Annotated in this window: 17 protein-coding genes; 10 read left to right on the top strand and 7 right to left on the bottom strand. The window is 67.5% G+C overall.

Features of this window, described 5'->3' with window-relative positions:
- Positions 1-160: 160 nt before the first annotated feature.
- The 3 genes from KW830_RS07725 to KW830_RS07715 all read left to right on the top strand — a co-directional run bounded on the left by KW830_RS07725 (position 161) and on the right by KW830_RS07715 (position 3,744).
- Complete coding sequence (locus KW830_RS07725; protein WP_218332741.1) at positions 161-1,105, top strand: ornithine cyclodeaminase family protein; 945 nt, start codon at positions 161-163, stop codon at positions 1,103-1,105.
- Between the two features lie 171 nt (positions 1,106-1,276).
- A complete protein-coding gene (locus KW830_RS07720; RefSeq protein WP_066539353.1) occupies positions 1,277-2,257 on the top strand; it encodes a tripartite tricarboxylate transporter substrate binding protein in 981 nt (326 codons plus the stop codon).
- An 11-nt stretch (positions 2,258-2,268) separates the two neighbouring features.
- Positions 2,269-3,744 (top strand): amidohydrolase family protein, encoded by a 1,476-nt coding sequence (locus tag KW830_RS07715; RefSeq protein WP_218332740.1) that lies wholly within the window; start codon positions 2,269-2,271, stop codon positions 3,742-3,744.
- Positions 3,745-3,832: 88 nt separating this feature from the next.
- Here the strand turns inward: KW830_RS07715 and KW830_RS07710 are convergent, their stop codons facing one another.
- Positions 3,833-5,494, bottom strand: coding sequence for an L-lactate permease (locus tag KW830_RS07710; protein ID WP_066539352.1), 1,662 nt, complete (start codon positions 5,492-5,494; stop codon positions 3,833-3,835).
- A gap of 322 nt (positions 5,495-5,816) precedes the next feature.
- Here KW830_RS07710 and KW830_RS07705 point away from each other — a divergent pair, with 322 nt between their 5' ends.
- The 5 genes from KW830_RS07705 to KW830_RS07685 all read left to right on the top strand — a co-directional run bounded on the left by KW830_RS07705 (position 5,817) and on the right by KW830_RS07685 (position 11,592).
- On the top strand, positions 5,817-8,336 hold the full coding sequence (locus tag KW830_RS07705; protein ID WP_218332739.1) for an ABC transporter permease: 2,520 nt from the start codon (positions 5,817-5,819) through the stop codon (positions 8,334-8,336).
- Positions 8,337-8,568: 232 nt separating this feature from the next.
- The gene (locus KW830_RS07700; protein WP_218332738.1) at positions 8,569-9,792 is read left to right on the top strand and encodes an MFS transporter; all 1,224 of its coding nucleotides are present in this window, start codon (positions 8,569-8,571) and stop codon (positions 9,790-9,792) included.
- Positions 9,793-9,850: 58 nt separating this feature from the next.
- Complete coding sequence (locus KW830_RS07695; RefSeq protein WP_218332737.1) at positions 9,851-10,216, top strand: TraR/DksA family transcriptional regulator; 366 nt, start codon at positions 9,851-9,853, stop codon at positions 10,214-10,216.
- Between the two features lie 134 nt (positions 10,217-10,350).
- On the top strand, positions 10,351-10,755 hold the full coding sequence (locus KW830_RS07690; protein ID WP_218332736.1) for a group II truncated hemoglobin: 405 nt from the start codon (positions 10,351-10,353) through the stop codon (positions 10,753-10,755).
- A gap of 192 nt (positions 10,756-10,947) precedes the next feature.
- Positions 10,948-11,592: a LemA family protein gene (locus KW830_RS07685; protein WP_218332735.1), complete on the top strand. Its 645-nt coding sequence runs from the start codon at positions 10,948-10,950 to the stop codon at positions 11,590-11,592.
- A gap of 168 nt (positions 11,593-11,760) precedes the next feature.
- On the opposite strand, the gene KW830_RS07680 is transcribed toward KW830_RS07685, so the two are convergent.
- From KW830_RS07680 to radC, 5 genes are all read right to left on the bottom strand, one after another.
- Positions 11,761-12,423, bottom strand: coding sequence for a Smr/MutS family protein (locus tag KW830_RS07680; RefSeq protein WP_066539347.1), 663 nt, complete (start codon positions 12,421-12,423; stop codon positions 11,761-11,763).
- 141 nt (positions 12,424-12,564) lie between these two features.
- Entirely contained in the window at positions 12,565-15,051 is a 2,487-nt protein-coding gene (locus tag KW830_RS07675; RefSeq protein WP_218332734.1) for a TonB-dependent receptor, read from the bottom strand.
- Positions 15,052-15,296: 245 nt separating this feature from the next.
- Positions 15,297-16,304: a FecR domain-containing protein gene (locus tag KW830_RS07670; RefSeq protein ID WP_218332733.1), complete on the bottom strand. Its 1,008-nt coding sequence runs from the start codon at positions 16,302-16,304 to the stop codon at positions 15,297-15,299.
- The gene (locus KW830_RS07665; protein ID WP_218332732.1) at positions 16,304-16,813 is read right to left on the bottom strand and encodes a sigma-70 family RNA polymerase sigma factor; all 510 of its coding nucleotides are present in this window, start codon (positions 16,811-16,813) and stop codon (positions 16,304-16,306) included. The genes KW830_RS07670 and KW830_RS07665 overlap by 1 nt, the downstream gene beginning before the upstream one ends.
- Positions 16,814-16,912: 99 nt before the next feature.
- Positions 16,913-17,626 (bottom strand): DNA repair protein RadC, encoded by a 714-nt coding sequence (gene radC / locus KW830_RS07660; protein WP_066539343.1) that lies wholly within the window; start codon positions 17,624-17,626, stop codon positions 16,913-16,915.
- 88 nt (positions 17,627-17,714) lie between these two features.
- Here radC and KW830_RS07655 point away from each other — a divergent pair, with 88 nt between their 5' ends.
- Both KW830_RS07655 and ispH read left to right on the top strand, forming a co-directional pair.
- Positions 17,715-18,182, top strand: a complete 468-nt coding sequence (locus tag KW830_RS07655) for a peptidylprolyl isomerase (RefSeq protein WP_218332731.1) — start codon at positions 17,715-17,717, stop codon at positions 18,180-18,182.
- Position 18,183: 1 nt separating this feature from the next.
- Complete coding sequence (gene ispH / locus KW830_RS07650) at positions 18,184-19,173, top strand: 4-hydroxy-3-methylbut-2-enyl diphosphate reductase (protein WP_172591863.1); 990 nt, start codon at positions 18,184-18,186, stop codon at positions 19,171-19,173.
- A gap of 142 nt (positions 19,174-19,315) precedes the next feature.
- On the opposite strand, the gene KW830_RS07645 is transcribed toward ispH, so the two are convergent.
- The gene (locus tag KW830_RS07645; protein ID WP_218332730.1) at positions 19,316-19,600 is read right to left on the bottom strand and encodes a hypothetical protein; all 285 of its coding nucleotides are present in this window, start codon (positions 19,598-19,600) and stop codon (positions 19,316-19,318) included.
- Positions 19,601-19,705: the final 105 nt, after the last annotated feature.

Below are 19,705 nucleotides of genomic sequence, written 5' to 3'. Positions count from 1 at the left end.
ATGAATTCAATTGATGCTGCAATGAGAATCTTTGGTTTGCCCAGCGCATTGGCCATGCCATAAATTGGCGGCTTACCGGGTTTTGGGCATGAAGTCTGCATCGACCGCTTCTGCCTGCCGATGTCCGCAGGTTGATGTGCGAGAGAAAGTTGAATTGAACATGTCCCAGGGTCTTTCTTTGATCACCGACGCCGAAGTCGGCACCTTGCTGCAGCATGGTCCGCTGGTGGATGCGCTGGACGCTGCCTTTGCCGATCTGGCGCAAGGCGAAGCGGCGGTGCAGGCGCGCCACCGCATCGACTGCGGCCCTGCCAAGCTGAGCAATATGGGGGGCATCTGGCAGGCGCGCCATGCCGCGGCCGTGAAGTCCTATATCACCGTGGATGGGCAGTTCAGCTTTCTGGTGAACCTGTTCGATACCGCCCAGCGCAAGCCGCTGGCCGTGCTGGAAGCCAATGAGCTGACACGGTTTCGCACGGCCGCACTGACCCGCCTGGTGGCACGCAAGGCCACGACGGGCATGGCGGCCCCCCGCAAGCTGGCGGTGTTTGGTGCCGGCCTGCAAGGCCGTACCCAGGCCGAAGTGCTGTGCGAGGAATTCGATCTGCAGCAGGTGTGCTTTGTCGACCCCGTGGGCGATGCTGCCTGGGTGCAGGCCTTTGGCCAGCGCATGGGCGTCGATGCCCAGCTGTGCATGCCACAGGCTGCCGTGACCGATGCCGATCTGGTGGTGACGGCGTCCCGCTCCAAAAAACCCGTGCTGGACGGCGAATGGCTCAAGCCCGGCGCCGTGGTGGTGGCCATGGGCACCAGCCTGCCGAATGGCTCGGAATTGGACGATGCCACGTTCCGCCGCGCCGGCCGGCTGCTGGTGGAATGGAAGCCGCAAAGCCTGGTCGAAGCCGGCGAAGTGGTGCAGGCCCTGTCGGCCGGGGTGCTGAGCGAAGCCGATGTGGTGGACCTGCCCCAGCTCTACCGCAACGAGGCCCCGTGGCGCCGCAGCGCGCAGGACATTGTGGTGTTCAAGTCGGTGGGCATTGGCCTGACCGATGTCGTGGCCGCCTACAGCGCCTGGCAGGCTGCCAGCGGCCGCACCGGCGCCTGAGCGCAGCGGCGTGACCGCAGCCGCGCTGCGGTGCTGCATTCCTTGGGAACCCCAGGCCCGGAAAGGGCTGCATGCCCGGCTGCTGTCGGGCAGGGGGAATGCTGTGCGCGCTTTCCGGTGGCCCGCCTTTCTTCTCCTCCCTCTCTCCCATCCCCCTCTCGGAGTCTTCCCATGAAAAATCAGGTTCTGCGTCGCACCGCCGTGGCCGCTGTCGCCACCCTGGCCTGGAGCTGGTGCCTGGCCAGCCAGGCCGCCGAATGGCCCAGCAAGCCGCTGCGCGTGATCGTGCCTTCGGCGGCAGGCGGCAGCCCGGACATCGTCACCCGGCTGCTGGGCAATGCCCTGTCCAAGCGTCTGGGCCAGGCCGTGGTGGTCGACAACCGCCCGGGTGCCGCCGGCAACATCGGCATGCAGGCCGTGATGACGGCCGTGCCCGACGGCTACACCCTGGGCTATGCCAACAACGCCACGCTGGCCACCAACCAGTTTCTGTTCGCCAACCTGCCCTATGACCCGGCCAAGCTGCTGCCGGTGATCGGCCTGGTGTCCACCCACAGCCTGCTGGTGGTGTCACCGCGTCTGCCGGTGAAGACGGTGCAGGAGCTGGTGGGCTACGCCAAACAGCATCCGGGACAGCTGACCTTTGCCTCGGGCGGCAATGGCACGTCGGGCCACCTGGGGGCCGAAATGTTCAAGGTGCAGGCCGGCATCCAGGCGCTGCATGTGCCCTACAAGGGCGCTCCGCAGGCGATCAATGACCTGGTCGCCGGCAATGTGGACTTTCTGATCGACAACATCGCCTCCGTGGGGCCCATGGTGCAGGGCAAGCGCCTGCATGCCCTGGCGGTGACCTCGCGCACCCGCCTGGCCACCTTGCCCGATCTGCCCACGGTGGCCGAATCCGGGCTGCCCCAGTTCGAGGTGCGTGCCTGGGGCGGTCTGGTGATGCCGCCGGGCGCGCCTGCCGAGGCGGTGCAGCGCGTCAACAAGGAGATGAATGCGGTGCTGGCCGATCCCGAGGTGCGTGAGCAACTGGCCAAGATTGCCTTTGTGCCGCTGGGCGGCACGCCACAGGCCTTTGCCGAGCTGGTGCGCAGCGAGCGCGGCACCTGGCAGGACATCGTGCGCAAGAGTGGCGCGCGCATTGATTGAGGATGCTGCACATGGAACTGCAAACCGAACAAGCCTTGCCTGACGGCATCTGGGATGTGCTGATCGAAGGGGGCGAAGTCATCGACGGCAGCAAACGCCCGCGCTTCAGGGCCGATGTGGGGGTGGTCGGCGACCGCATCGTGGCACTGGGGGATCTGCAGGGGCAGCCGGCACGGCTGCGCATCGATGCCCGGGGCAAGATCGTGGCGCCCGGTTTTATCGATGCCCACACCCACGACGACCACGCGGTGCTGTGCCAGCCGGACATGGTCTTCAAGGTCTCGCAGGGGGTGACCACGGTGGTCACCGGCAACTGCGGCATCAGCCTGGCGCCGATGCGCGCGGGCCAGTCCTTGCCCGCGCCGCTGAACCTGCTGGGCGACGGCAGCCTGAGCTTTCCCACTTTCCGGGGCTATGTCGATGCGCTGAAGGCCCAGCCGGCCGCCGTCAACGTGGTGCCCATGGTGGGCCATGCCAATCTGCGCGTGCTGAGCATGGACGATCTGGGACACAGCGCCACCGCGCCGGAAGTGCAATCCATGCAGGCCCTGCTGGAGGAGGCCCTGGACGCGGGTGCCGTGGGCATGTCCACCGGCACCTACTACCCGCCTTCGGCGGCGGCCAGCACCGACGAGGTGATTGGCGTGTCGCGCCCGCTGGGGGTCCGGCAGGCGCTGTATGTGACGCACATGCGCAACGAGGCCGAGGGCTGCATGGCCTCCATCGAGGAGACCTTTGCCATTGGCGAGGCGGTGGACACGCCGGTGCTGATTTCGCACCACAAGCTGATGCGCGAGCCCAACTTCGGCCAGTCGACGGCCACGCTGGCGCGCATTGCCGAACAGATGCAGTGCCAGTGCGTGGCGCTGGACTGCTACCCCTACAACGCCAGCTCCACCATGCTGCACCTGGACGAGGCACGCTTGCAGGGCAAGGTGGTGATTGCTTCCAGCGGCAGCCACCCGGAGATGCGCGGCAAGGAGCTGGGGGATATTGCCGCGCTGTGGGGTGTGTCGCGGGCCGAGGCTTCGGCCCGCCTGCAGCCGGCCAGCGCCATCTACTTCAGCATGGACGAGGCAGACGTGCAGCGCATTCTGGCGTTCGAGCCGACGATGATCGGCTCCGATGGCATTCCCACCGGGGAGCAGCCCCACCCGCGCCTGTGGGGCACCTTCCCCCGCGTGCTGGGCCACTACAGCCGCGACGTGGGCCTGTTTCCGCTGGAGACTGCGGTGTGGAAAATGACGGGCCTGACGGCCGGTGTCTTCGGTCTGGCGCATCGCGGCCAGGTGGCCCCCGGCTGTTTCGCCGATCTGACGGTGTTCGACCCGGTCACCGTGCGGGACCGCGCCAGCTACGACCAGCCCAAGCAGGCGGCCGAAGGCATTGACTGGGTGCTGGTCAACGGCCAGCCGGTCTACCAGGCGCAGGCCTGTACGGGAGCCCGCCCGGGCCGGGTGCTGGCGCGCACGGTGGCGGCCGCCTGAGGACCTTGCCCGCAGCCCTGCGGCAGCCGTCAATAAAAAAAGGCCCATGCAGTGCGCATGGGCCTTTTGTCTGGTGCAAACCAGGTGCTTAGTGGACGACCATCAGGTGGAACGGCCAGACATACGCCTGCAGCGTCACGAACAGACCCATCAGGCAGGCCAGTGCGATCGAGTGGAAGAACACATAGCGCAGGATGTCGCCTTCACGGTCGAACCAGCGGGTGGCGGTGGAGGCCACGACGATGGACTGTGCATCGATCATCTTGCCCATCACGCCGCCGGAGCTGTTGGCCGCGCCCATCAGGTTGGGCGACAGGCCCAGCTGCTCGGCTGCCACCTTCTGCATGCCGCCGAACAGCACGTTCGAAGCGGTGTCCGAACCCGTCAGCGCCACGCCCAGCCAGCCCATCAAGGTGCCGAAGAAGGGGTAGAACACGCCGGTGTTGGCAAAGGCCAGACCCAGGGTGGTGTCGGTGCCGGAGTAGCGTGTCAGCGTACCCAGGGCCAGCATCAGCACAATGGTCAGCAGCGAGAAACGCACCAGCCAGATGGTCTTGAAGAACGTGCGCACGATGGCGACCGGGTTGTACTTCATCACGAAGGCGCTGACGATGGCCGCCAACAGGATGGCGGTACCGGTGGCCGACAGCAGGTTCAGCGTGTAGACAGCGCCTTCCTTGGTCGGGCCAGCCACCACGGGGGGCATCTTCTCGATCAGGTTGTGCAGGCCGACCATGGGGAAGGCGGGGGCGAACAGGCTGTTCAGCCAGGCCTTGACCGGAGGCATGCCCCAGATGAACACGAAGACCGACAGGATGACCCAGGGGGTCCAGGCGGCGATCAGCGCGCTCTTGCTGTGCTGCACGCGGGGCTGGGGCGGCTTGGCTTCCGAGGCGCTGATGTCCTTGCCGCGGATGGCGGCCGAGGTCCAGATGTTCTTGGGTTTCCACACACGCAGGAAGCCCACCAGGCAGGCGATGGAGACCAGCGCGGCGATGATGTCCACCAGTTCGGGGCCCATGAAGTTGGACACCAGGTACTGCGGAATCGCGAAGGACACACCGGCCACCAGAATGGCGGGCCAGATTTCCCACATCGCCTTGCGGCCGGCAAAGGCCCAGATCAGCCAGAAAGGAACCAGCACCGAGAAGAAGGGCAGCTGGCGGCCGATCATGGCCGTCACTTCCATCAGGTCGTAGCCGTGCACCTTGGCCAGCGTGATCACCGGCGTGCCCAAGGCGCCGAAGGCCACGGGAGCGGTGTTGGCGATCAGCGACAGGCCCGAAGCGGCCAGCGGCGAGAAGCCCAGGCCGATCAGGATGGCGGCGGTCACGGCCACGGGGGTGCCGAAGCCGGCTGCACCTTCAAAGAAGGCGCCAAACGAGAAAGCAATCAGCAGCAGCTGGATGCGGCGGTCTTCCGTGATGCCGGATAGCGAGTCCTGCAGCACCTTGAAGCTGCCGTTTTGCTCGGTCAGCTGGTGCAGGAAGATGATGTTCAGCACGATCCAGCCGATGGGCAGCAGGCCTGTGAACGCGCCAAACAGCGCGGCACGGCCGGCCATGTCGGCGGGCATGTTGTACACAAAGACGGAAATCAGCAGGGCGGCGACCAGGCCGGCGCCCGCCGCAATATGGGCTTTCATGTGCAGAAAGCCAAGACCCACCAGCATGACCACGACCGGAATGGCAGCCAACAGCGTGGAAATCCACATGTTGCCCATCGGGTCATAGATTTGTTGCCAAACCATGATTGAAACGCTCCCAAGTTATCTAAGTTGTTGCGGGCGCAATGGTCATCGGTGGCCTGTTTTCAAGGTCTAGTGGAAACCCTGGGTTTTGTCATCCTGAAGAAAATTTCAAAACCGTCATAAATACCTTCAATCTGCAAGTGGCATATGGACAGTCGGTTGTCAGCAATGCGGTGCGGAACTGGTGTGGGCAATGACTTCGGAATGCGCTGCAGGCGCCCGGAGTTGACGCCCGCGCGACAGTTGGGGGCACTGCGGGCCGCCGCCGCACGGGTGCGCAGCGGCGGCTGGGGTTATGGGGGCATGCGCTATCGTGCGAACCATGCACATGGGTTTTTTGCAACTGGGCTGGCGCACGCTGTGGCGCGATGCGCGTGCGGGCGAGCTGCGCCTGCTGGTGATTGCCGTGGCGCTGGCGGTGGCGGCGCTCACCTCGGTGGCCTTCTTTGCCGACCGGCTGGAAGGCGGCCTGCAGCGCGATGCACGCCAGCTGCTGGGCGGCGATGTGGTGGTGGTCAGCGACAACGCCCCGCCGGCCGTGTTTGCCGAACAGGCCCGCCAGCGCGGCATGCGCACGGTGCAGACGCTCAGCTTTCCCACCATGGGCCGGGCACCGGACGCCAACGGCGGCGCGGCCAAGCTGGTGGCACTGAAGGTGGTGGATGCCGGCTATCCGTTGCGCGGTCAGTTGCAGACCGCGCAGGGGTTGGAGCAGCCCGGCGGGGTGACCCGGGACATTCCTGCCCCGGGCACCGCCTGGGTCGAGGCCCCGCTGCTGGCCGCGCTGAATCTGAATGTGGGCGACAGCCTGCTGCTGGGCGACGCCAGCTTGCGCATCGCCCGCATCCTGACGGTGGAGCCTGACCGGGGCGCAGGCTTCATGGCCTTTGCCCCGCGGGTGATGATCCACGCTGCCGATGTACCGGTCACTGGTCTGGTGCAGCCCGCCAGCCGCCTGACGTACCGCCTGGCCGTGGCCGGCGATACGGAGAGCACCATCGCCGCCTATGCCCGCTGGGCCAGGGCGGAGGTCGAAAACCCTGCCTACCACGGACTGCGCGTGGAAGCCATGGACAGCGGCCGGCCCGAAATGAAGCAGACGCTGGAGCGGGCCGAGAAGTTTCTGAGCCTGGTGGCCCTGCTGGCCGCGCTGCTGTCGGCCGTGGCCGTGGCACTGGCAGCGCGCAGTTTTGCCGCTCGCCACCTGGATGCGGCCGCGCTCCTGCGTGTGCTGGGCTTGCCGCAGCGCCGCATTGCCGCCGCCTATGCGCTGGAGTTTGCGCTGGTGGGGCTGGTGGCCAGCGCCATCGGCGTGGCCATCGGCTGGGGTGTGCACCATGTGTTCGTCTGGCTGCTGGCGGGCCTGGTGGAGGCCGGCCTGCCCGCGCCCAGCGGCTGGCCGGTGGCCTTTGGCGTGGGCATGGGGCTGACCTTGTTGCTGGCCTTTGGCCTGCCGCCGGTGCTGCAGCTGGCCCAGGTGCCCCCGCTGCGCGTGATCCGGCGTGAGCTGGGGGCGCTGCGGTCGGCATCGGTGGGTGTGCTGGCCGTGGGCGTGGCCGGGTTTGCCGCACTGTTGATGGCGGTCAGCCAGGATGCCAAACTGGGCGGCATCGCCGTGGGCGGTTTTGCGGCCGCCACGCTGCTGTTTGCAGGCCTGGGCTGGTTGGCGGTACGGGCCTTGCGCCGCCTGGTCAATGAGGCCACGGCACCGCGCTGGCTGGTGCTGGCCACGCGCCAGCTGTCGGCCCGGCCGGGTTATGCCGTGGTGCAGATCAGCAGCCTGGCCGTGGGCCTGCTGGCCCTGGTGCTGCTGGTGCTGCTGCGCACCGACCTGGTGGCCAGCTGGCGCGCCGCCACGCCGCCGGATGCGCCCAATCGCTTTGTCATCAACATCCAGCCCGAGCAGACGCAGGACTTCCAGGCCGCGCTGCAGCGCGGCGGCGTGGCGCGCTACGACTGGTACCCCATGATCCGCGGCCGGCTGGTGCAGGTGAATGGCCGGGACGTGGCGCCTGCGGACTACGCCGAAGAGCGCGCCCAGCGCCTGGTGGACCGGGAGTTCAATCTGTCCAACGCGCTGCAGGCACCGGCGCACAACCCCATCACCGCGGGCCGCTGGACGCCCGGCGAGGCCGACGGTGCCAGTGTGGAAGAAGGCATTGCCAACACCCTGGGGCTGAAGCTGGGCGACCAACTGACCTTCGATGTGGGTGGGGTGCGGCACGCTGCGCGCATCACCAGCCTGCGCAAGGTGGACTGGGGCAGCATGCGGGCCAACTTCTTTGTGATGTTCCCGGTGGAACAGCTCGAAGGCGTGGCCACCACCTATCTGGCGGCCTACCGTGCGCCGGACACCCCAGGCTTTGACAACGCCTTGGTACATGACTTCCCCAATATCACCAATGTGGACATGGCCGCCACCATCGCCCAGGTGCAGGGCGTGCTGAACCAGGTGATCCGGGCGGTGGAATTCCTGTTTGCCTTCACGCTGGCGGCGGGGCTGGTGGTGTTGTTTGCTGCAGTCACGGCAACCCGCGAGGAGCGAGCACACGAATACGCGCTGATGCGCGCCATGGGGGCCCACAGCGGCTTGCTGCGCCAGGTGCAGCGGGCGGAGCTGGCGGGGGTGGGCCTGCTGGCCGGCGCCCTGGCCAGCGCTGTGGCCGTGGCCGTGGGCTGGGCGCTGGCGCGCTGGGTGTTTGAGTTCACCTGGACCGCGCCGCTGTGGGTGCCGCTGGCCGGCGCCCTGGCCGGAGCCGTGCTGGCACTGGCCGCCGGCTGGTGGGGGCTGCGCGAGGTGCTCACCCGCCCGGTGATGGCCACGCTGCGTGAAGCCCAATAGGCGTTGCGACGGCCCGCAGGGCTTGGGGTGCACCGGCTGGCCCTGGCTGCAAGCTGCCCGGGCCTGCCGGGCGCGGATGCGGTCCTGGCACGGCCCGGTGCTGTCGCCGGTTTGCCAGCCGCAGCGGCGGTTGGCCCCGTTGCTGTAGCGGCACTGATTAAGATGCCCCGTCGCCTCTGCACGGGGCATTCACATTTCCAAGATCAGGCGCTGCAACGCAGCGGGGCAGGCCATGGCACAGGGCGGGGGCAGGGCGAACAACCGGACATTGGTGCTGCTGCTGGGCAGCACCCAGACGCTGTCCTGGGCTTCCAGCGTGTACCTGCCCGCCGTGCTGGCACCGGCCATGGCGGCCGATCTGGCGGTGGATCCGCCAGCGGTATTCGCGGCGTTTTCCGCGGCGCTGGTGGTGACGGCGCTGCTGGGGCCCAAGGCCGGGCGGCTGATCGACCAGCGTGGCGGCCGCCAGGTGCTGGGGGGCAGCCACATCGTCTTTGCCCTGGGTCTGGCCGCGCTGGCCTGGGCGCCTTCGCTGGCCTGGATGTGGGCCGCCTGGCTGTGGCTGGGCGTGGGCATGGCGCTGGGGCTGTACGAAGGCGCGTTTGCCACGATCGTGCGGATCAAGGGACGTGACGCCAAGACGGCCATCACCGGCGTGACATTGATTGCCGGTTTTGCCAGCACCGTGGGCTGGCCGCTGTCGGCATGGATGGCGACGGCCTGGGGCTGGCGGGAGGCCTGCCTGGCCTGGGCGGCGCTGCACCTGCTGCTGGGCCTGCCGCTGGCCGCCTGCCTGCCGGGGCGCGGCGTGCGGGCTGCGGACGTGGTGGCGGCGGATGCGCAGCCTGCGGCGGCAGCGCCTGCTGCCACTTCCGTGGCTTCCCAGTCCGCCGTGCCCTGGCGCGTCACGGCCTTGCTGGCCTTTGCCTTTGCGGCCTGCGGTTTCGTCACCAGTGCCGTGGCGTCGCACCTGCCCCAGTTGCTGCAACTGCAGGGCCTGAGTCTGGGCGAGGCCGTGATGGTGGGGGCGCTGATCGGCCCTTCCCAGGTGGCCGCACGGCTGCTGGATTTTGTGGCCTTGCGCAGCGCTTCGCCGTTGTGGTCGGCGCGGTTGGCCGCACTGGCCCATGCGGCCGCGGTGCTGCTGCTGTGGGGGCTGGGCAACAAGGCGGCACCGGCGTTTGGTGTGGTGCACGGGGCGGGCAACGGCGTGCTGACCATTGCCCGGGGCACGCTGCCGCTGCAGCTGTACGGCCCGGCGGGGTACGGCCGCCAGATGGGCTGGATCCACGCGCCCGGGCGCTTTGCCCAGGCGCTGGCTCCCTGGGGCTTTGGCTGGTGCATGCAGTGGTGGGGAGGCGCGGCCTTCGGGTTGACGCTGGCCCTGTCGCTGCTGGCCGGAGGGGCCTTGCTGGTGCTGGGCTGGAAGGCACCTGCGGCGGAGCACACCACGTAGGCTGTCCTACGTGAAAAAAAGCACACCGGCAGCAGGCCATCGTGGCATGCTGAACGGCATGACCACCTTGAACGCCACCCAACGTGAGCAGCTGCGCGCGACCCTGGAGGATCGCAAGGAAGTGCTGTTGCAGGAGCTGGAAGCCGTGCAGCACAGCCACCTGCGCCAGGCGGCCGATCCGGATGACCGGGTGGTGGATGACCCGGAAGAACAGGCGGAGCGCCTGACCGGCGAGGTGCTCAGCGACGCCGAAGCCCGGCGCGACCACGACGAGCTGGTGCTGGTGCGTGCGGCACTGGCCCGCATGGCCGAAGGCAGCTACGGCCTGTGCATAGACTGCGGCAAGGCCATTGCCGTGCCGCGCCTGCTGGCCCACCCGGCAGCGGCACGCTGCATTGCCTGCCAATCCCAGTTTGAGAAGTAGCCCGCAGGGCAGCGCCTACACTCCTGGGGTCGGGATACCTTTGCGGCGTGGCAGCACTGCCCGCAGCGCTTTCCCTTGGCCTTTCCGTTCCGGGCGCCGTGTGCGGCCCGGGGCGCTTTCCGTGTTTTGCTGCTATGTCTTCTGACGACCAACCCGCTTTTGCCACCCCCTTCGAATGGATTGGCGGCGAGCCCGCCGTGCGCCGCCTGGTGGACCGTTTCTATGACCTGATGGACCTGGAGCCTGCTTACACCGAGCTGCGTGCCGCCCATGGCAGCACGCTGGAGGATGCACGTGACAAGCTGTTCTGGTTTCTGTGCGGTTGGCTGGGCGGCCCCGATCACTTTGTGGAGCGCTTTGGTCACCCACGCCTGCGCATGCGCCACATGCCGTTTTCCATCGGCATTCTGGAGCGTGACCAGTGGGTGGCGTGCATGGACCAGGCCATGGGCGAGGTGCAGCTGGACCCGGCGCTGCGCGAACGCCTGAAAGCCAGCTTCACCCAGACGGCCGACTGGATGCGCAACAAAGGCGTTTGAATCCGACGACCCGGCGCTGCCGCCCAGACCGGTGCGGTGGTGGGGGCGCAGACGCTTTGGGTGGCCTGCCTGGCCGCCGGTGTTGATGCGGGTCAACGACGGCCCGATTTCGGGGACGGAAGACCGATGAGCGTAGCGCGCTGACGCTAGGGTATCCGCTAGGATGCGCCATCCAACAAGAGGGAGGCGCATATGGCAACAGGCGGGTGGGGCGTGCTGGCGGTGATTGTGCTGGCATTGCTGTGGGTGGCCTTGGCTTACAACCGTTTGCGTGCGCTGCACCACAGGGTGGAAAACGCCTACGGGCAGATCGATGTGCAGCTCAAGCGCCGCCACGATCTGATCCCCAACCTGGTGGAGGTGGCACGCGCCCACATGGTGCATGAAGCCGCCACGCTGGAGGCCGTGATCCGTGCACGCTGCATTGCCCAGGGGGCTGCCAGTACCGCCCGCCGGCACCCCGGCCAACCTGGCGCCATGGGGGCCCTGGCCATGGCAGAGCAGAGCCTGAATGAGCAACTGGGCCAGTTCCGTCAGCAGGCCGAAGCCTATCCCCAGTTGCAGGACGACGAGCGCATGCTGCAGTTGCGCGAAGCCCTGGGCAGCACCGACAAGCGCATGGGCCTGGCGCGCCAGGCCTATAACAGCCAGGTTGCGGACTACAACCGCCGCGCCGGTCGCTTTCCCGACCTGTTGCTGGCGCGGCTGATTGGCTTTGCCCATCTGGACCTGCTGCAGGCTGCCGAAAGTGTGCCGGCGCAGGGCGAGCCCAGAGGTGTTTCCGATCCCGAGCTTGCAGCCGCCGCGCTGCAAGCGGGCAGGCCATGTGCCAGTTGACCGCCTGAAGGGGCGTGCGGTGGTGGTGCGTGGACTCCCTGGCGATCTGCTGGCGTACTGACACTGCTGCGCCCGTGTGCTTGTGCGCAGGGTTCGGCGCGTCACCGGGGTGAGGCTGTGCCGCCACATCTGCGGCAGCAGCCGGGCGTAAGCAAGCCCCGGTGGCCGTCAGCCGCCGGGGACCCAGCGCTTGCCGGGCTGCAGCAGCACCACCAGCGCACCGGCACCGCCTTCGGCCGGGCGGGCCTGCACAAAGGCCAGCACCTCTTTCTTCTGCACCAGCCAGCTTTGTACCCGGCCTTTGAGCACCGGCGTCTTGCCCGGTGAGCCCAGGCCTTTGCCGTGCACCACCCGCACACAGCGCAGGCCGGTGCGGTGCGACAGGCGGATGAACTGGCCCAGCGCCTCGCGTGCCTCGTCCACGCGCAGGCCGTGCAGGTCCAGCTGGCGCTGGATGCTCCACTGGCCGCCGCGCAGCTTGTGCGTCACATCGGTGCCAATGCCGGGGCGGCGGAAGCTCAGTTGGTCGTCGGTGTCCAGTAAGGTGCTGACATCGAACTCGTCGCTCATGGCTTCCATCAGCACGCGCTGCTCGTCCAGCACGAACTGGATGGGTTCGGGCGCGGGCACCGGGGCTTCCAGAGCGGCCTGGTTGTGGGTGGGTAGCGGGGTCACATCCCCCACGCTGAGCACGAACAGATTGCGTTCGCGCTCCACGCGGGCAGCGGCTTCGCGCCGCGCCTGGGCTTCGGCCTCTGCACGCGCAGCAGCCTGCGCCAGGTGCTGGCGCAGCGGCTGGAGATCCTGCAGGGAATGGGCTTTGAGCATCATGGAAGCCCGTTTGTACCGGATAAACCAAGTCCATGGATGGCACACAGGGCTTTGTCGTTCCTCGTCAGCTACGGCGACAGACGGGGACGGTCGCCCAGGGCGCCCTGCCCGGGCACCCCGGTGCGCTGCAGTGGCGCAGCCTCAGTACTGGTAGCGCACGGTCACGGCAAAGCTGCGCGGAGTTCCGGTCATCAGATTGCCCCAGTTGGCACGGCTGGGGATGGTCTGGTAGTAGTGCTTGTCCGTGGCATTGCGCACATTGAACTGCACGCTCAGGTGGCGGTCATGCTGGTAGTTGGCGTGCAGGTTCAGCAGGGTGTAGCCGCCCTGGGCCAGGTTGGGCAGCAGGCTGCTGTGGGTGCCGCTTTGCATCTGCACATCGCCGCCCAGACGCCACTGGCCGCCGGGCAGGCGGTAGTCGGTGGCCAGCTTCAGCAGTTTGCGCGGGGTGAGGGTGTCGTAGTCCGTGCCCCGGCTGCTGCCCTGCACGTACTTTGGGTGGCTGTAGCTGTAGCCTGCGCTCAGGTTCCAGCCCGGCAGGGGGGAGCCGGAGGCTTCGATCTCAAAGCCGCGGTTGCGCACCTTGCCGCCTTCGGTGTAGCAGCTGCTGGTGCCGGAGGTGCCGCAGGTGGGGTCGAGGTCCAGCTCTTCGGGCAGGTTGGTCAGCTCGGACTGGAACACCGACAGCGCAGTCTGCAGGCGGCCGTCGAAGAAGCTGCTCTTGATGCCGGTTTCGTAGTTGTTGCCCTTGACGGGATCCAGCAGGCCGCCGGGGCCGAAGTAGTCCTGGATCTGGTAGATGCTGGTGTAGCTGGCGTAGAGGCTGTGGTGGCCGTTCAGGTCGTAGACCAGGCCGGCATAGGGAATGAACTGGCGGCCCGTGGCGTAGGGCTCGTTCACATAAGGGCTTTGGACATCGTATTCGGCCCAGCTCAGGCGGCTGCCGATGATGGCGCTGAGCGCATCGGTGGCGCGCAGCCGGGTGGCGGCGTACAGGCCTTTTTCGCTGCGCTGGTAGCGGTAGTTGGCCGGCTTGGCGTAGTTGATGATGGGGGTGGGAATGGCCCAGTAGTCGAAGTTGGTGATGTCGACGATGGGGGGGTTGGTGGCCGAATAGATGGGGAAGGCAAAGTCATCCTTGCGGTGGCTGGCACCCAGCATCAGCTCGTGCTCGCGGCCCCAGAGCGTGAACGGACCGCTGGCCTTGAGGTCGAACGCCAGCTGCTTGTCGGTGTAGTCCACATCCACGGCCACCAGGCGGTAGAGATCGTCCGAGCCGCTGACCCGTGCCGGGTAGGAGGCCAGGTAGTCGGCGTTGGAGCGCATGACATTGACCGCGCCCGTGACCTTCCAGCCGTTGCCGAACTGGTGGCTCAGCTCGCTGAACAGGGTGTAGTTGTCGCGGTTCAGGTGGGCCCAGGGGCCTGCCAGCGAGGTGGAGCGGGGCAGCTGGTAGAACGAGCCGTCGGGCCGGGTGTTCAGCCCGCCCCATTCATAGCCGCGGTGGCGGTCCCGCTGGACGGTGGCGCCCAGGGTCAGCAAGGTGTCCGGGCTCAGGTCGGCTTCCAGGATGCCGTAGAGCAACTGGTTGTCCTTGCCGGAGCCGGTTTTGTAGCTGTTGCCGTTGTTGGCATAGGCCACGGCACGGCCGCGCAGCGTGCCGGCTTCGTTCAGCGGGCCGGCCACATCGACCTGGGCACGGTAATCGGCCCAGGAGCCGGCGCCGACTTCGCCCTTGAGCTGGAATTCCCGCGTAGGGCGCTTGCGCACCAGATTGATGGCGCCGGACGGGTTGCCTGACCCCTGCATCAGACCGTTGGCACCGCGCACGAATTCCACGCGGTCGTAGATCACCAGGTTGTTGCCGGACATGGCGTCCATCGAGTAGTTCTCGGACATGCTGACCGACATGCCGTCGATCTGCAGGTCGCTGACCTGCAGGCCGCGCGCGTAGTAGACGGAGCGCTCGGTGCCGTTCTTGGAGTAGCTGATGCCGGTGGCCGCGTTGGCCACGTCGTCCAGCGACTGCATGTTCTGGTCCAGGATCTGCTGTTGCGTGACCACGGTGACGGCCTGGGGCGTTTCCCGTTGTGTCAGCGACAGGCCGGTGGCCATGCGACTGGGGCCGGTCGCGGTGTAGCTGGTGGAGCCCTCGGTCACGCCATTGAGTTCCGGCGCGGCCTTGACGGTGACTTCCTTCAAGGTGGCGCTGTCGCCGTTGCTGCTGACCGGTGCCGGCGGGTTGCCCGGCACCACGGTCAAGGTGCCGCTGGTGGTCACGGCCAGTTGCAGGCCGCTGCCGGCCAGTGCGCGCTGTGCGGCCTGCTCGGCACTCAGTGCACCGACCACGGGGGCTGCCTGCTTGCCGGCCAGCAGCGCAGGGTCGGCACTGATGCGGCGGCCGCCTTCGCGGGCGATGCGTGCCAGGGTGTCGCCCAGCGGGCCGGCGGGCAGATTCCATTGCAGCACGGCTGCGCTGCGGGATGCAGGCGGCGTGGCGGTCTGTGCGTGGGCGAGCGGGATCTGGGCCAGCAGGCCCCAGGCCAAGGCCAGCACCAGGGGCGAGTGGCGGTGGGGCGGCGTGCGGGAGGCAAGCGATGCAGAAGAGGGCGAGAGCGGTGCAACCATGGTGCAGACCATCCTTGTGAGGGCAATGAGAAAAAAGCGGGTTCTTTGGTCTGTCCAACGGGGTGTGACAAAACCCTCACGAAATGGAAATTTTTTTGAAGAGGCTGTGGTGTGCATTTCCGCCCGGGTGGCCTGACGCGGTGGAAGGGGCTGTGGGGCGGGAAAGTCCGGAGTCCCCAGGTGGGGGCATCCGGTGTGCTGCACCGGTGCCATGCCGCTTGCGCAGCCCGCGCGCTGCCCTGGCTTCAGGTGCGCGGGGGCGCCAGGTCGATCAGCGTCAGCCACTGCCCCCAGTGGCGTACCCGGATGGGGTGGGTGTCCACCAGGTCCTGGAGCACCTGCTGCGGGTGCTCCAGCGCAAACACGCCAAAGATGCGCAGCTGCGCGGCTTCGGGGCTGATGCGCAGCAGCCCGGGCTGGTAAGGGCGCAGCGCATCGATGACCTCGCCCAGCGGCTGGTTGCGCACATCGATCAGGCCATCGGCCCAGGCGGCGGGGGCGCTGCCGGGCTCCAGCAGGGTGATCTGCGTGTCGGTGAAACGGGCGCTTTCGCCCTGCTGCAAGCTGCGCTGCTGGCCGCTGGCGGTGGTGATGCGCACGCTGTGCTCCAGCACCTGCACCAGGGTGCTGTCGGACTGCTGGCGCACCATGAAGCGTGTGCCCAGCGCCTGGGCCGTGCCTTGGGCACTTTGCACGGTGAAAGGGCGGAGCACGCCGGGCAACCGTGACACCTGGGCGATCAACGCGCCTTCACGCAGTTGCACCAGCCGCTGCGTGCTGCTGAAGGCAATGTCCACGGCGGAGCCTGCGTCCAGCAGCAAGGTGCTGCCGTCGGCCAACTGGTGCTGCAGGCGTTCCCCGGTACCGGTATGCAGATCGGCCACCAGGGCGGGAAAAGGGGTGTGGCGGCTGGCCAGCCAGGACGTGCCCAGGCCGGCCAGCACCACGGCCAGGCCCGAGCCCAGCAGCTTGCGCCGCCGTGCCTGGGTGGGGACCGGGGCCAGCAGCGCCTGGCGGCTGGCATGGTGGACGCCTGCGCTGCTGCGTTGCAGCTGCTGCATGGCTGCGCCCATGCTGCCTTGCAGCCGGGCGTGCAGATGGTTCCAGGCCTGGCGGTGCAGCGGATCCTGCGCCAGCCATTGCTCCAGGGCCTGCTGCAACTGGGCATCCGCCTGGTGGGGCGGATCCAGGCGCAACAGCCAGTCCACGGCCTGTTCCAGGGCCCAGCCGGGCAGTGCAGGTGTGGGCGACATCACCACAGCGGCTCGGGCAGGGTGCACAGGTGCAGCAAGGCCTGTTTCTGGTAGCGCTCGGCCGTGGAGAGGGATACGCCCAGGCGGGTTGCGATATCGCTGTGGCTCAGGCCGTCGAGCTGGCGCAGCAACAAGGCCTGGCGCACCTTGGGCGGCAGACCGCCCAGCCAGAGATCCAGGGTGTGAATGGCTTCGCACACCAGGGCATAGTCCTCGGCCGAGGGGGCCAGTGCGGGCGGCTGCTGGGCCAGGGCATCCAGCCAGGCCTGTTCCAGCTCACGCCGGCGCCAGAAGTTGTAGAGCACCCGCTGCGCCAGGGTGGTCAGGTAGGCGCGCGGCTCCAGAATGGCCTGGGCCTGGCGGCCGGTAATGACGCGCACAAACGTGTCCTGGGCCAGATCCGCCGCCTGGTGCGAATCCCCGAGCCGGCGGCGCAGCCAGCCATGCAGCCATTTGCCGTGGTCGACATACAGGGTGTGGACCGGATCGGTGGTGGCAGGCGCGGACATGGGAGTAGATGAATGCAAATGAGAGCTTTTCTCATTATATGTCTGAGCCCTATATTGCTGCGGTACAAGCCCGGCCCGGGCCGGGGTGTTGCCTGGCTGCTACATCCAGCCGGCTTCGGCCATGGACAGTGCCGCACCGGGGCCGACGATCACATGGTCCAGCACGCGCACATCCACCAGGGCCAGGGCGGAGGTCAGGGTGCGGGTCAGCTCCTTGTCGGCCGGACTGGGCTGCACGCTGCCACTGGGGTGGTTGTGTGACAGGATCACGGCGCCGGCTTGGTGGTGCAGGGCGCGCAGCACCACTTCACGGGGGTAGACCGCGGTGGCGGTGAGGGTGCCGCGAAACAGCTCTTCGAGCGCGATCAGGCGGTGCTGGCTGTCCAGAAACAGAGCGGCAAACACCTCGTGCGGGCGTGGTGCCAGATGCAGCTGCAGGTAGTGCTGCACCGTCTGCGGGTCGGTGAACACGGTGCGCTCGCGCAGCTGCTGGGCGGTGGCACGTTTGGCCAGTTCCATCACGGCCAATAGTTCGGCACGCTTGGCCGGACCCAGCCCCTTGATGCGCGCTAGATCCTGGGCGTTGGCATTCAGCAGGCCGGCGAGGCCGTCAAACCCGCCCTGGGGCAGGCCGGTCTCCGGGTGGCGGCCCGGGGCATCGAGCAGGCTTTGCGCCAGTTGCAGCACCCCGCAGCCCGCCAGGCCGGTGCGCAGCAAAATCGCCAGCAGTTCGGCGTCGGCCAGTGCGGCAGGGCCGCGGGCCAGCAGTTTTTCACGGGGTTGGGCGTCGGTGGGCAGGTCTTTGAGGGCCATGGGCAGTGCGGTCGGACCACGCTATGCGCGTGGAGGCTGCGGGGGCATGTGCGGCTTTTTACAATAGGGGCAGATTAACGGGACATCCATGACGACCACCACCCACGCATCCGCGCCCACCGTACAGCCGGGCTCCTTCCTCACACTGCATTACCGTCTGGCCGGTCCGGCCGGTGACGTGATCAACACTTTCAGCGAAAAGCCCGCCACCCTGTCGCTGGGCGCAGGTGAGCTGTCGCCTGCGATGGAAGAGCAACTGCTGGGCCTGGCCGAAGGCACGCACACCACGTTCGAGCTGCCTGCGGGCGCTGCCTTTGGCGATCGCAACCCCGACATGGTGCAGTGGGTGGCGCGCAAGCTGATGAACGAGCTGGGCGACCCGCACGAGCAGTACAGCGCCGGCGATGTGGTGCAGTTCCCCACGCCCGACGGCCTGGGTCAGTACGCCGGCGCCGTGGTGCAGGTGCGCGAGGACGGAGCCGTGCTGTTCGACTTCAACCACCCGCTGGCCGGCCAGCCGGTGACGTTCGAAGTCAAGATCATCGGGGTGCTCTGAGGTGCAGGGCGCCAAGGAAATCCTGATGGCCGAGCCGCGCGGCTTCTGCGCCGGCGTGGACCGTGCCATCGAGATCGTGGAGCGCGCACTGGCCAAGTTCGGCGCACCCATCTACGTGCGCCACGAGATCGTGCACAACACCTTTGTGGTCAACGACCTCAAGGCCAAGGGGGCCATCTTCATTGAGGAACTGGACGAAGTGCCGCCTGGGGCCACGCTGATTTTCAGCGCCCATGGCGTGAGCAAGGCGGTGCAGCTGGAAGCCCAGGCGCGCGGTTTTTCCATCTTTGACGCGACCTGCCCGCTGGTCACCAAGGTGCATGTGGAAGTGGCCAAGCTGGCCAAGGAAGGCTACGAGTTCCTGATGATCGGCCACAAGGGCCACCCGGAAGTCGAAGGCACCATGGGCCAGCTCTCCGAAGGCATCCACCTAGTGGAAGACGAGGCCGATGTGGCCACCGTGGCGCCGCGCCAGACCGAAAAGCTGGCGGTGGTCACGCAGACCACGCTGTCCGTGGACGATGCTGCCGGCATCATGGCGGCCATCAAGCTGCGCTTTCCACAGGTGCGCCAGCCCAAGCAGCAGGATATCTGCTACGCCACGCAGAACCGCCAGGACGCCATCAAGGTGCTGGCGCCGCAGGTGGACGTGGTGATTGTGGTGGGCAGCCCCACCAGCTCCAACAGCAATCGCCTGCGCGAGCTGGCCGCCCGCCTGGGCACGCCGGCCTACATGGTGGACAACGCGGGCGAGCTGAAGGAAGAGTGGTTTGCCAATGCGGCCCGCGTCGGCCTGACGGCGGGAGCCTCGGCACCCGAGGTGCTGGTGCACGACGTGATCGCCCGGGTGCGCAGCTTGGGCGCGGTGTCGGTGCGCAAGATGGACGGTATCGAAGAGACGGTGAAGTTCCCCCTGCCCAAGGGCCTGAAGATCGACGCGGCCACGGGGCTGGAGATCGAGGTGCGCAAGACGCCGGAAACCGGCGCCTGAAAAAGGCTGTGCAGGCTGCGGCGGCGGCCTGCTTCTCTCTCAATCTGTCAAGATCAGGACGTCCCATCTTTTGGGACGTTCTTTTTTTTGGGGGGAATCCAGCCGCCGCGTGGGTCCGCCGGCAGCCGGTGGCTGGCAGTGTTCAGCGGTGCATGGCCAGGGTCAGTGGCACCGGGCGGTGGCGCAGCAGGCCCTTGGCGGCGCAGGCGCTGGTCACCACGGCCAGCACCAGGCTGGCGCGCCAGGTGGCGGCGCCCGACAGGCTGCTCCACCAGGTCAGCACGGCCAGCGCCAGGGCGGCCAGGGCGCTGCCCAGCATCAGCAAGGCCAGCGCAGCGGCGCGCGCCGGATTGGGCGCCTGGCGGTCCAGCGGCCAGAAAGCCAGGGTGGCGGTGCCCAGCAAAGCCAGCAGACAGAGCGGGAACATGGTCCTTCCTCCCTTCAACAAGTCTCTGCAGTATGCAGTGCAAGCCAAATGCGCACAGCCTGCTATGGATTCACAGCGTTGTCTGTACAGGACTGCCCGTAGCGC

Source organism: Comamonas sp. CMM03 (genome assembly GCF_019218715.1).
In the GTDB taxonomy this organism is placed as follows: Bacteria; Pseudomonadota; Gammaproteobacteria; order Burkholderiales; family Burkholderiaceae_C; genus Comamonas; species Comamonas terrigena.
This window is presented reverse-complemented; position numbering and strand designations above follow the sequence as displayed.